Here is a 12,753-nt window from a genome sequence, read left to right on the forward strand (position 1 = left end):
TGAAGGCTTGGCATTATGGCATCTAGAAAACTTCTTCTCCTGCCCGGTGACGGCATTGGCCCTGAGGCAATGGCGGAAGTCCGTAAGATTATTGAGTTCCTCAATTCTGATTTGAAACTTGGCTTTGAAACCGAAGAAGGTCTCGTAGGCGGTTGTGCTTATGATGCCCACGGTCAGGCTCTTTCGGATGCAGATCTGGAAAAAGCGCTGGCAGCTGATGCTGTGCTTTTTGGTGCCGTTGGCGGCCCGAAATGGGATGATGTTGCTTATGAAGTGCGCCCTGAAGCGGGGCTGTTGCGTCTGCGTAAGGAAATGGAACTTTACGCAAACCTGCGTCCGGCCATTTGCTACCCGGCACTTGCCCATTCATCTTCTCTGAAGCCTGAAGTGATCGAAGGTCTCGACATTCTGATCATGCGTGAGCTGACCGGTGGTGTTTATTTCGGTGAGCCGAAAGAAATCATTGATCTGGGCAATGGCCAAAAGCGCGGTATCGATACGCAGGTTTACGACACCTACGAAATCGAACGCATTGCCGATATTGCTTTCGAACTGGCGCGCACCCGCCGCGGTAAAGTCACTTCGATGGAAAAGCGCAACGTGATGAAGTCCGGCGTTCTTTGGAATCAGGTCGTCACCGCACGCCACAAAGAAAAGCACGCAGACATCCAGCTTGAGCATATGCTGGCCGATGCTGGTGGTATGCAGCTCGTTCGCTGGCCGAAGCAGTTTGACGTCATCCTCACCGATAACCTGTTTGGTGATATGCTGTCGGATGTGGCCGCCATGCTGACCGGTTCGCTTGGCATGTTGCCATCCGCGTCCCTTGGTGCAACTGATCCTAAGACCGGTAGCCGCAAGGCGCTTTATGAGCCGGTACATGGTTCGGCCCCGGATATTGCAGGTCAGGGCATTGCTAACCCGATCGCGATGATCGCCTCACTTGCAATGTGCTTGCGCTATTCCTTCGGCCTGATTGCTGAAGCTGATCGTCTGGAAGCTGCTATTTCCGGCGTTCTCGATGATGGTATTCGCACCGGTGACATCTGGTCGGAAGGCAATAAAAAAGTTGGCACTGCCGAAATGGGCGATGCGATTTTGGCAAAGTTCAAAGCGCTGTCAGCTTGATTTTGACTGCTATATTTTGACTGAGAATGCCGCCGGTTCATCTGGCGGCGTTTTTTTATGCCTTTGTTTCAGAAATTTTGATCTGCGCTGAGTTCGGCCAATTGACTCTTGCGTGAAACAGCTTAAAAGCGCATGTGGACAAGGAGAACTCGCGTGATACGGGTTGATGCAACATTATCAGTTTCGATGAAAACTGCCGGTGATTTCGCTGGCAATGTCTGCATGTCTTCTACCTCTATAAAACCTATGGCTACCGTGTTGAAAACGACCATTAAAACGGTCTGATTTCCCTTGGCCTGCTCGCCCTCTCCCGGGTCTGGTCCGGGGGCAGAGATTTCCGCGTGAAGTGTGGAAAATCTGGTCTGGAAGCGGAGAGGGACAGGAGATAATAATGGGATTTAAAGTTGCAGTTGTTGGCGCTACAGGCAATGTCGGGCGCGAAATGCTCAATATTCTTGAAGAACGCGGCTTTCCGGCAGATGAAGTGGTTGCACTTGCATCACGCCGCAGTGTAGGTAGTGAAGTTGCTTATGGCGACCGTACCCTCAAAGCCAAAGCGCTGGATGATTATGATTTCTCCGACACCGATATCTGCCTGATGTCGGCTGGCGGCAATGTTTCCAAGGAATGGTCACCTAAGATTGGGGCACAGGGTTGCGTTGTCATCGATAACTCATCCGCATTCCGCTATGACAGCAATGTGCCGCTTATTGTGCCGGAAGTGAACCCTGATGCTGTCGAGGGCTTTAAAAAGCGCAATATCATTGCCAATCCAAACTGCTCGACTGCGCAGCTTGTACTGGTTTTGAAACCGCTTCATGATGCAGCAACCATCAAGCGTGTTGTTGTTGCCACTTATCAGTCCGTTTCTGGTGCTGGTAAAGAGGGCATGGATGAGTTGTTCACCCAGTCACGTGCTGTTTTTGTCGCTGATCCTGTCACCAACAAAACTTTCACCAAGCGCATTGCCTTTAACGTCATTCCGCACATCGACGAATTTATGGAAGACGGTTACACGAAGGAAGAGTGGAAGGTTACCGCTGAAACCAAGAAGATGATTGATCCGAAGATCAAGCTTACTGCAACAGCCGTGCGCGTTCCGGTTTTCATCGGTCACTCGGAAGCGGTGAATATCGAGTTTGAAAACGAACTTTCCGCTGAACAAGCTACTGAAATTCTGCGCAATGCGCCAGGTGTTCAGGTGATCGACAAGCGTGAGGCCGGCGGCTACATCACCCCTTATGAAGCAGCCGGCGAAGATGCAACTTTTGTCAGCCGTATCCGTGAAGACATCACTGTTGAAAACGGTTTGTCCTTGTGGGTTGTGTCCGACAACTTGCGCAAAGGTGCCGCGCTCAACACTGTGCAGATTGCAGAACTTCTGATTGCCCGTGATCTGATCACACCAAAGGCGCATAAGGCTTAATCTTAAGCTTGTCGCTATCTATTAAAAATGCCGCTTGATGACAATCAGGCGGCATTTTTTAGTTTGCTTCTTCCAGCGACATCATTGAATCATCATCAAGGCCAAAGTGGTGGCCGATCTCATGAATGAGCACATGGGTGATGATTTCATGCAGTGTTTCATCATGCTCGCACCAATAATCGAGAATGGCGCGGCGAAACAGGGTCATGCGGTTGGGACGCTGATTGTCTGTTTGCAAGGTAAAGCGTTCTCCCAAACCCTCTCCTTCAAAAAGACCGAGCAGATCAAAAGGTGTATCAAGACCTAAATCTTCAATGATTGAATCGTCGGGAAAATCAGCGACATGGATGGTCATGTCCGGGCACAGCTCACGAAATTCTTGTGGCAGATGCGCATATGCTTGAAACGTCAGTGATTCGATTTCAGTCAGATTGGGCGCCAGTCTCGACGCCCATATTCCGGTTTGGTCAGATTGGGGCATAGTGTCAATCAGCCCCGCAGCAGTTTTTCAGGCCCACGGACGCAGCTCTGCATTCTTGGTTTCAAAAGTGTCGATGCTTGTTGCTTTTTCCATAGTAAGGCCGATATCGTCCAGACCATTGAGCAGGCAATGACGTTTGAAATCATCCAGTTCAAAGTGAATCGTGCCGCCGTCAGGACCTGAAATAGTTTTATCTTCCAGATTGATCGTTAACGTGGCGTTGGAGCCGCGTGATGCATCATCCATCAGCATTTCCAGCTGTTCCGGTGTCACTTTGATTGGCAAAATGCCGTTTTTGAAGCAGTTATTGTAGAAAATATCTGCAAAAGAGGTGGAGATGACGCATTTGATGCCGAAATCGAGCAGAGCCCAAGGAGCATGTTCACGCGATGAACCGCAGCCGAAATTATCGCCTGCCACCAAAATCTGGGCATTGCGATAGCTTGGTTTGTTGAGGACAAAATCAGGGTTTTCACTGCCGTCTTCATTAAAGCGCATTTCGGCAAAAAGACCCTTGCTCAGACCAGTGCGTTTGATTGTCTTCAGGTAATCCTTCGGAATAATCATGTCCGTGTCGATGTTGATAATCGGCAGTGGAGCTGCGACGCCGGTGAGCTTGGTAAATTTATCCATGGCCATAACCTGTCGGTTGGTAATTTCATTGTTGAAAGAGGGTTTACACCAGCTATTCACAGAGTCAACTTGTGCAAGCTTAAGATGAGCAATCTGACGCAGTCACAAGACGAATTTTAATGGGTTTTATAGAGGGGCACAAACACTAATGAAAAACATCACGCGGCCGCGCCGTTCGGTTTTGTTTGTTCCGGCTGCCAATGCGCGCGCACTGGAAAAATCGCTTGAGCTTGGTGCTGATGCGATCATCTATGATCTGGAAGATTCTGTTGCCGATGAGGTAAAAGTGGCATCGCGTGGAAAGCTGGCAGCGCATTTGAAATCACATAGCACTGTGCCTTTCGAGCGTATTGTACGCATTAATGCTCTTGATGGGGCATATGGCGATGATGATGTAAAAATGGCGGCAGAGCAACAAGTTGATGGGGTGCTGGTGCCGAAAGTTGAGCGCCCGCAAGATGTGATCGATGTGGCGCGAAAACTGGATAAAGCAGATGCGCCGGAAAGCTGCCGCATCTGGGCGATGATCGAAACGCCGCGCGGTATTCTCAATGCCGATGAAATTGCACAATTGGGCAGTCGTTCCTCTGCCCGTTTGCGTGCTTTTGTGGTGGGGCCCAATGATATTGCGCGCGAAAGTGGTATCCGCACCTTGCCTGGCCGCCCTTATCTGGTGCCGTGGCTGATGCAGATTATTTTGGCCGCCAAGGCGGGTGGTTTGGAAGTGCTCGACGGTGTCTATAATGATTTTAAAGACATGGATGGTTTTGAAGCCGAATGCGTGCAGGGCGCATCGATGGGCTTTGACGGCAAGACACTGATCCATCCGTCACAAATTGCCGGTGCCAATCGTGGTTTTTCTCCAAGCGAAGATGAAATAGCGCATGCAAAAGCAGTGGTGGAACTCTTCACGCGGCCAGAAAATATCAGTAAAGGCGTGGTGTCATTAAATGGTCAGATGATCGAGCGTTTGCATTTGCAAATGGCGGAACGGGTTTTGGCAAAGATTTGAAATCTTTATTTAAAAACAGATGCAATCGCTTAAGCTCGGCATAAGATTTGCACTTTATGGCGGTTTTTGAAGGAGAAATAATATGAAGCTTTATCGTTTTATCACAGGTCCTGATGATTCAGCATTTTGTCATCGGGTAACGGCCGCTTTGAACAAGGGCTGGGAACTTGCAGGTTCGCCAACCTATGCGTTTAATGCTGCCACTGGTGTGCTGCATTGCGGCCAACCGGTAACCAAGGAAGTTGAAGGTGTTGAATATACGCCCGACATTAAGCTTGGCGAATATTGATTAATAAAAAGGCCGGTCAGTGACCGGCCTTTTTTATTAATTCAAACCGCGATTGGCTATCATCGCCTCAGGGCTTGGCATTTTGCCGCGGAATTTTTTATACAATTCTTCCGGATCGGCACTGCCGCCGGCTGCATAGATATATTTCTTCAAATTGGCCGCGAGTTCCGGATTGAACGGATCGCCGCTTTCTTCAAAAGCTGCAAAAGCGTCGGCATCTAAAACTTCCGACCACATATAGGAATAATAACCGGCCGAATAACCATCGCCCGAAAACACATGGGTGAAATGCGGGGTGCGGTGACGCATGATGATCGCATCCGGCATGGAAAGTTTCGCCAGTGTTTCTTTTTCAAACTTGATTGGGGCATCAATTTTGGCGGAACTTGTGTGAAATGCCATATCAACTAAGGCGGAAGCGGTAAATTCTACCGTTTGGAAACCGGCATTAAAGGTTTGTGCGGCCAGCACTTTATCAAGCAATGCCTTTGGCATCGCTTCACCGGTGCGATAATGCACGGCATATTTTTCTAAAATTTCCGGCACGGTCAGCCAGTGCTCGTAAAGCTGTGACGGCAATTCGACAAAATCGCGCGAAACAGCGGTTCCGGCAACAGCCGGCCATGTCACATCGGTCAAAAGACCATGCAAAGCGTGGCCGAATTCGTGGAAGAGTGTGCGCGCATCATCAAGCGATAATAATGCAGGTTCGCCTTCGGCAGGCTTGGCAAAGTTCATCACATTATAAATGATCGGCTGTTGCCCGCCATCAAGCTTGTGGGCGGATTGCAAAGCGCTCATCCATGCGCCGGAGCGTTTGGAGGTGCGGGCAAAATAATCGCTTAAGAACAAACCGCGACGACTGCCGTCCGCATTGAAAACTTCAAAAACACGCACATCCGGATGCCATGTTTTGATGCCTTTTTGCTCTTTGAACGTGATGCCGAAAAGACGGGTGGCGACATCAAAAGAGGCTTGGATGATGTTATCGAGTTGCAGATAAGGTTTCAGCTCAGCTTCATCAAAGGCGAATTTCTCGGCGCGCACCTGTTCGGCATAAAAACGCCAGTCCCAAGGCGCAACCTTGTGATTGCCACCTTGCTTGATGATGAGTTTGGTCAGTTCAGCTTCTTCTTCGGCAGCCTTAGTGCGGGCTTTTTCCCAAACAGGTTCAAGCAGATTCATCACTGCATCAGGGGATTTCGCCATTGTGTCATCGAGCTTGAAGGCGGCAAAATTATCATAACCTAGCAATTTGGCTTTGCGGTCGCGAAGCTGAAGGATTTTTGCGACAATGGCCTGATTGTCATTGGCATCATTGTTTTGGCCGCGATGCGCCCAAGCGGTAAAGGCTTGTTCACGTAAGTTACGATTTTGCGAGAAGGTCAAAAACGGTTCGATAATAGAGCGGGAAAGGGTCACCGCCCAAGCATCGGGACGGCCGCGCTCCTGCGCCGCATTGCGCATGGCATTGGTCAAGAAATCCGGAAGACCGGCAAGATCTTCTTGCGCGTCCAGATAGAGCGCCCATTGTGATTCATCTTTCAGCACATGCTGGCTGAAGGATGCACCAAGGCTTGCCAGTTCTTCATTAATGCCAGCCAGCTCCGCTTTGCCGGTCTTGTCGAGTTTAGCACCGGAGCGCACAAAACCTTTCCAGATTTTTTCTAAAACGCGCAAAGTTTCAGCATCAAGATTGAGCGTATCACGCTTTTCATAAAGTGCGTCCACTTTGGCAAATAGTAGCGGATCCATCATGATGCGGGAATAATGACGCGACATTTTCGGTGCTACATCACGTTCCAAGGCTTGGATCGTATCATTGCTATGCGCACCCGCACGCATCCAGAAGATAGAAGAAACACGCTCCAGCGCTTTGCCGGAAAGCTGCAAGGCTTTCAGCACATTGTCGATGGAAGGCTTTGCTTCATTGGCAACAATGGCTTCAACCTCTTTAAGATCCTGGGCGAAGGCCGCTTCGAAAGCTTGGCCAAAATCATCATCGGTAAAGGCATTGAAATCCGGCAGACCCAGTGCACCATTCCAGTGGGTGAGGGCATTTTGGGCGGTTTTATTGGCCATTTTGTTAGATGGCTGATGAGTGGCGTTAGAGTCTGACATGAACGGCTCGCTCCGATGCTGATGGTTTTCATCTGATCTATGCCTTTATCCAACCGCTCACAAGGTGAAGCTTGACGGAAATATAAAAAAATAATAAGTAAACCTTACTATAAGGAGACCTTATTAATGCCGATCCCGCGTTATAATCCGGATTCGTTCGGGTTTCTGATCAATGATATTGCCCGTCTTTATCGGGCAGAAATTGATCGACGTATTGCCGATGCCGGTCTTGAATTGACCGCCGCCGAAGCCCGCACTCTTGTACATACGGCGCGCCATGCACCTGTGCGCCAGACAGTGTTGGCCGAGCATATGGGCGTGGAGGCCATGACGGTGTCAGGTTATCTTGATCGCTTGGAAAAAGCAGGTTTGGTGATGCGGAGCGCAGATCCATGTGACCGGCGCGCCAAACTTGTTGAACTGACCGATGCGGCTGATCACGTTCTTAATGTCGTCGATGAAATATCCCGCGCGGCGCGTGAGCTGGTCGCTTCCATTCTGGCGCCCGGCGAATGGGAAATGCTGAACGCGCGGCTTAAAAATATTCGTGAACATTTAACCCAACGATTGCGTGGTTGAGAGTGCGGGCGACAGGTGGAATCTAATTATGGAAAAAGTTTTGGCTCAAACTGTAAACTTATCTGAAGACGCATCTGATACCACCATGCACGACACATCAGTACAGCCCGCACCTTTGATGAGCGAGCGTCTGGTGGGTGTCGTTGGTGGCTTTATCGCTGCTATCGGTGCTGTATCAATGGGGCTTTACACGCCTGCAATGCCTGAAATCGTGCAGGCTTTTGGCACAACTGAAGCGATGGTGAAACTGACATTATCTACCTTTTTTGGTGGTTTTTGTCTGGCGCAGCTTGTTTGCGGGCCAATGGCTGATGGCTGGGGGCGCAGACCCGTTACCATCGGCTATATGCTGATTTATTTGATTGCAAGTGTTGCAGCTTTATTATCAAGCAATATCGAAACTTTGCTGGTTGCCCGCTTTTTCCAAGGGGTAGGTGCTGCCGTCGGAGTGACAGTGTCGCGCGCAATGGTGCGTGATCTTTTTACCAATGAAGCGTCTGCACGCGTGATGAACCTCATCGGCATTGTCATTGCGGTGGGGCCTGCCGTTTCGCCAACGCTTGGTGGTTTGACGATGTATTATTTCGGTTGGCATGCGATTTTTATCATCATGGTTTTGCTTGGGCTTGCGGTGGTGCTAACGGCTGTTTTTGTGATCCGCGAAACCGGAACGCCTGACCGCAGCCGCTTGGCATTAAAGCCCCTGTTGTCGTCTTACGGGCGTTTGTTGCAAAGCCGCCATTTCATGTATCCTTGCCTTGCAGTTGCCGGTGCAACAGGCGCGCTTTATACGGCAGCCATTATTTTGCCTTTTGTTTTAATGCAGAAGATTGGCCTGAGCCCGACACAATTTGGCCTCGGCCTTTTATTGCAAACAAGCTTTTATCTGAGCGGCGGTCTGTTGTTTCGGGTGCTGATGGGGCGTTTCAATGCGCGTCAACTGGCGACAGTCGGTTATGTGATTATTGGTATGGCAAGTCTTTTGATTGTCATCATGCTTAGTCTTTTTGAGCCGACCTATTTGCGGGTTATGTTGCCGATGGCATGTTACGCGTTCGGCATTTCTTTTGTCATGCCGCAAATGACCTCTGCCGGTATGGCACCTTTCCCGAAAATGGCGGGTTCTGCCTCCGCCATGATGGGGTTTTTCCAGATGAGCGGCGGTTTGGTGGGCGGTGCCATTGCCGCTACGATGCGCGATCCAATAGTGGCATTGGCTGTGCTTATTCCGTCCTTTGGTGTATTGGCGATGGTGAGCTATATTCTATGGTGCAGATTGCCGGTTTCTCAGCCGATCATTATGCGGTAAGTCATTATGCGGTAAATTGTCATAATAGTGCAAAAAGGTCTCACTAAAGCTTAGATGTGGCGGCTTGAAACATTGATGTCTTGACATTAAATGCGACAAAGCCCACACAGCGCGGCGTAGGTAATTTTATTTCGCATTGCCTGCATCAACCAACCGGAGTCTATGCTCTTATGCCCAGCGACAGTCACAGTCGATTGTGCCAGCCGTCAACGGCATCGTGATCTGATCGTTTTTGGTCGGTTTGCACGATCTGCCTTTGACGGCGGATCGACAGAAAGGCAAACTTATGACCGATTTTACACCGGAAGTATTGAATGTGGCTGATTTGCCGGCCGCAGTAATTGTTCAAAAAATCGAAACCATGCGCACTGCTGATGCAGTGGAAGTGGTCAATGAACTGGATCTCGATGATGCTGTACAAGTTGTATCGCAGCTCTCTCATGATCATGCCGTGCGCCTGCTGGATCAGCCGGAATTAAACGAAGCAGCACCGATTATCGCTATGCTGCCGCCGGCATTGGCGTCGCTTTTGCTTGATGCAATGTCCGCCGACCGCGCGACAGACGTGTTTCAGGCTCTCAATGAGCCGGAACGCAACCATTTATTTCCTCTGCTCGCTCTTGAAACCAAGGTCGCGCTGAAGAAATTGATGGGTTATGCGCCCAACACTGCCGGTAGCCTGATGACCATTGAGTTCATCGCAGTGCCGGCCAATTGGACGGTGGCGCAAACGCTCACCTATATTCGTCAGGTGGAACGCTCCCGCGAGACAGTTTATGCCATTTATGTGGTTGATCCGAACACGAAGGTTTTACAGCGCGTGGTGACATTGCGCCGTCTGATTATGTGTCAGCCGGACGAGCTTATCATCACTGTCAGCCGCGATCAGGATCCGGTGTCGATTTCACCACTGACGGATCGTGAAGATCTGGCGCAGCTTTTCCGTAAACATGATTTGCTGGCGGTGCCGGTGGTTGATGAAAAACGCCATGTGATCGGCATTGTGACCGTGGATGACGTGCTTGATGCCATGACTCACGAGATGAGTGAGGACACATATAAGTTCGGTGGCATGGAAGCGCTGGACAAGCCTTACATGCAAATCGGCTTCTTTCAGATGTTGAAAAAGCGTGGCGGCTGGTTGGGAATTTTGTTCCTGAGTGAAATGCTGACCGCCAGTGCGATGCAACATTATGAGGTCGAGCTTGAAAAAGCCATTGTCCTCACCCTATTTATACCGTTGATCATGAGTTCGGGTGGTAATTCGGGCTCGCAGGCCACATCGCTGATCATTCGTGCGCTGGCTCTGCAGGAACTTGGTTTGAAAGACTGGTGGCGTGTGGCGCTGCGTGAATTACCGGCCGGTGTCGCACTTGGCGCTTTCTTGGGGCTGATCGGTGTCACCCGTATTATCAGCTGGCAGTGGCTTGGTTTTTACGATTATGGCACATACTGGTATCTGATTGCCGCAACAGTTGGTATGGCTCTTGTCTGTATCGTGACATTCGGCTCGGTTGTCGGCTCGATGCTACCCTTTATTATGCAAAGGCTGGGCTTTGATCCGGCCAGTGCATCAGCGCCCTTTGTGGCAACCCTTGTGGACGTAACGGGACTTGTAATCTATTTCAGTGTAGCACTCGCGATCCTGACGGGAACCCTGTTATAGTCTCAACTGGGGCAGAACAGTGTAAAACGCATGTCACCATAAAATGGTATAAAGACATGCATAAAAACAAAGATTAAAGCATTTTTCGGTCTATTTGCTACTTGAAATTGCTTTAATCTGCGCTGCCCCTTTTAAAAATGCAAAAAAACATGTAAAGAGCGCGTCATTACATGGCCGTGCTCTTTAGTGCCGCCCTAAACCCCATAATAGAAGTGATCTCCTATGGAATTGCGCAATATCGCTATTATCGCTCACGTCGATCATGGCAAAACCACGTTGGTGGACGAGCTGCTGAAGCAAGGCGGCTCATTCCGCGACAATCAACGCGTTGCTGAACGTATGATGGACTCCGGCGATATCGAACGCGAACGCGGCATCACCATTCTTGCCAAAGCCACTTCGGTGATTTGGAAAAATACACGCATCAACATCGTCGATACGCCGGGCCACGCCGACTTCGGTGGTGAGGTTGAGCGTATCTTGAGTATGGTTGATGGTGTTATCGTTCTGGTTGACTCCGCTGAAGGCCCGATGCCGCAGACGAAATTCGTCGTCGGCAAGGCGCTGAAAGTTGGCTTGAAGCCAATCGTTGCTATTAACAAAATTGACCGTCCTGATGGCCGTCATGAAGAGGTTGTCGACGAAGTTTTCGATCTCTTTGCAGCTTTGGATGCAACTGACGAACAGCTCGACTTCCCGATCCTTTATGGTTCAGGCCGTAACGGTTGGATGGCTGCAAACCCAGAAGGTCCTAAAGATCAGGGTCTGGCACCATTGTTTGATCTGGTCTTGGAACATGTTCCGGCACCTAAAGTCGAGCCAGGTCCGTTCCGCATGATCGGTACCATTCTGGAAGCCGATCCGTTCTTGGGTCGTATCATCACTGGTCGTATTGCATCCGGCACAGTCAAGCCGAACCAGAGCGTTAAGGTTCTGTCTCAGGACGGAACTTTGCTGGAAAACGGCCGTGTCTCTCGCGTGCTGGCATTCCGTGGTATCGAGCGCCAGCCGGTTGAAGAAGCATCCGCAGGTGATATCGTCGCTATTGCCGGTCTTTCAAAAGGTACTGTTGCAGACACATTCTGTGATCCGTCCGTGACTGAAGCTTTGCAGGCACAGCCGATTGATCCGCCAACCGTGACCATGTCCTTCATCGTCAATGACAGCCCGCTGGCTGGTACGGAAGGTGACAAAGTTACCAGCCGTATGATCCGCGACCGCTTGATGAAAGAAGCTGAAGGCAGTGTTGCGCTGAGCATTGAAGAATCCGGTGAAAAAGATTCTTTCTTCGTGTCAGGCCGTGGTGAATTGCAGCTTGCAGTTCTCATTGAAAACATGCGCCGTGAAGGTTTCGAGCTTGGTGTTTCCCGTCCGCGTGTTGTTATGCGCGAAGGTGAAAACGGCGAAAAGCTTGAGCCTGTCGAAGAAGTTGTGATCGACGTGGATGAAGAGCATTCCGGCGTTGTCGTTCAGAAAATGTCTGAGCGCAAAGCTGAAATGATTGAACTGCGTCCATCCGGTGGTGATCGCGTTCGTTTGGTATTCCACGCACCAACCCGTGGTCTGATCGGTTACCAGTCCGAACTTCTCACCGATACACGCGGTACTGCAATCATGAACCGTTTGTTCCATGATTACGAGCCGTATAAGGGCGAAATCTCAGGTCGTAACAATGGTGTGCTGATCTCCAACGATCAGGGTGAAGCGGTTGCTTACGCACTCTTCAACCTTGAAGATCGTGGTCCGATGATCATTGATGCGGGTTCAAAAGTTTATGCCGGTATGTTGGTCGGTATTCACACCCGCGATAATGATCTGGAAGTGAACGTGCTGAAGGGCAAGAAGCTCACCAACGTTCGTGCATCTGGTAAGGATGAAGCTGTAAAGCTGACCCCGCCAATCCGCATGACTTTGGAACGCGCTCTTTCTTGGATTCAGGATGATGAATTGGTGGAAGTAACACCAAAATCCATTCGTCTGCGTAAGCTTTATCTGGACCCGAATGAACGCAAGCGCTTTGAAAAGAGCCGTTCAAGCGGTAACTAATCACATAAAGTCTATTAAAAAAACGGCGCCTCAAAAGGGCGCCGTTTTTGTTTGTTCAATTTT

Annotated in this window: 11 protein-coding genes; 8 read left to right on the top strand and 3 right to left on the bottom strand. The window is 50.0% G+C overall.

Annotated features, from left to right (window positions below):
• Positions 1-15: 15 nt before the first annotated feature.
• Positions 16-1,128, top strand: a complete 1,113-nt coding sequence (gene leuB / locus ACI0FR_RS03250; RefSeq protein WP_374829319.1) for a 3-isopropylmalate dehydrogenase — start codon at positions 16-18, stop codon at positions 1,126-1,128.
• A 391-nt stretch (positions 1,129-1,519) separates the two neighbouring features.
• Positions 1,520-2,554, top strand: coding sequence for an aspartate-semialdehyde dehydrogenase (locus tag ACI0FR_RS03255; protein WP_374829321.1), 1,035 nt, complete (start codon positions 1,520-1,522; stop codon positions 2,552-2,554).
• Between the two features lie 58 nt (positions 2,555-2,612).
• Here ACI0FR_RS03255 and ACI0FR_RS03260 read toward each other — a convergent pair whose 3' ends face one another.
• Together ACI0FR_RS03260 and leuD are read right to left on the bottom strand one after the other, a co-directional pair.
• The gene (locus ACI0FR_RS03260; RefSeq protein WP_374829323.1) at positions 2,613-3,035 is read right to left on the bottom strand and encodes a metallopeptidase family protein; all 423 of its coding nucleotides are present in this window, start codon (positions 3,033-3,035) and stop codon (positions 2,613-2,615) included.
• A gap of 27 nt (positions 3,036-3,062) precedes the next feature.
• The gene (gene leuD / locus ACI0FR_RS03265; RefSeq protein WP_374829325.1) at positions 3,063-3,668 is read right to left on the bottom strand and encodes a 3-isopropylmalate dehydratase small subunit; all 606 of its coding nucleotides are present in this window, start codon (positions 3,666-3,668) and stop codon (positions 3,063-3,065) included.
• A gap of 148 nt (positions 3,669-3,816) precedes the next feature.
• Between leuD and ACI0FR_RS03270 the strand changes: the two genes are divergently transcribed.
• Together ACI0FR_RS03270 and ACI0FR_RS03275 are read left to right on the top strand one after the other, a co-directional pair.
• Positions 3,817-4,680 (top strand): HpcH/HpaI aldolase/citrate lyase family protein, encoded by an 864-nt coding sequence (locus ACI0FR_RS03270; RefSeq protein WP_374829327.1) that lies wholly within the window; start codon positions 3,817-3,819, stop codon positions 4,678-4,680.
• 82 nt (positions 4,681-4,762) lie between these two features.
• Positions 4,763-4,969 carry a DUF1737 domain-containing protein gene (locus tag ACI0FR_RS03275; protein ID WP_343801263.1) on the top strand — a complete coding sequence of 69 codons (207 nt, stop codon included), beginning with the start codon at positions 4,763-4,765 and terminating at the stop codon, positions 4,967-4,969.
• 36 nt (positions 4,970-5,005) lie between these two features.
• Here the strand turns inward: ACI0FR_RS03275 and ACI0FR_RS03280 are convergent, their stop codons facing one another.
• Positions 5,006-7,051, bottom strand: coding sequence for a M3 family metallopeptidase (locus ACI0FR_RS03280; protein WP_404906677.1), 2,046 nt, complete (start codon positions 7,049-7,051; stop codon positions 5,006-5,008).
• A gap of 165 nt (positions 7,052-7,216) precedes the next feature.
• Here ACI0FR_RS03280 and ACI0FR_RS03285 point away from each other — a divergent pair, with 165 nt between their 5' ends.
• From ACI0FR_RS03285 to typA, 4 genes are all read left to right on the top strand, one after another.
• Positions 7,217-7,669 carry a MarR family winged helix-turn-helix transcriptional regulator gene (locus tag ACI0FR_RS03285; RefSeq protein ID WP_404906584.1) on the top strand — a complete coding sequence of 151 codons (453 nt, stop codon included), beginning with the start codon at positions 7,217-7,219 and terminating at the stop codon, positions 7,667-7,669.
• Between the two features lie 28 nt (positions 7,670-7,697).
• Positions 7,698-8,978: a multidrug effflux MFS transporter gene (locus tag ACI0FR_RS03290; protein ID WP_404906582.1), complete on the top strand. Its 1,281-nt coding sequence runs from the start codon at positions 7,698-7,700 to the stop codon at positions 8,976-8,978.
• Between the two features lie 286 nt (positions 8,979-9,264).
• The gene (gene mgtE / locus ACI0FR_RS03295) at positions 9,265-10,644 is read left to right on the top strand and encodes a magnesium transporter (protein WP_404906581.1); all 1,380 of its coding nucleotides are present in this window, start codon (positions 9,265-9,267) and stop codon (positions 10,642-10,644) included.
• A 222-nt stretch (positions 10,645-10,866) separates the two neighbouring features.
• On the top strand, positions 10,867-12,690 hold the full coding sequence (gene typA, locus ACI0FR_RS03300; RefSeq protein ID WP_404906580.1) for a translational GTPase TypA: 1,824 nt from the start codon (positions 10,867-10,869) through the stop codon (positions 12,688-12,690).
• The last annotated feature ends 63 nt before the right edge of the window (positions 12,691-12,753 follow it).

Source organism: Paenochrobactrum sp. BZR 201-1 (genome assembly GCF_044987585.2).
GTDB lineage: Bacteria > Pseudomonadota > Alphaproteobacteria > Rhizobiales > Rhizobiaceae > Paenochrobactrum > Paenochrobactrum pullorum.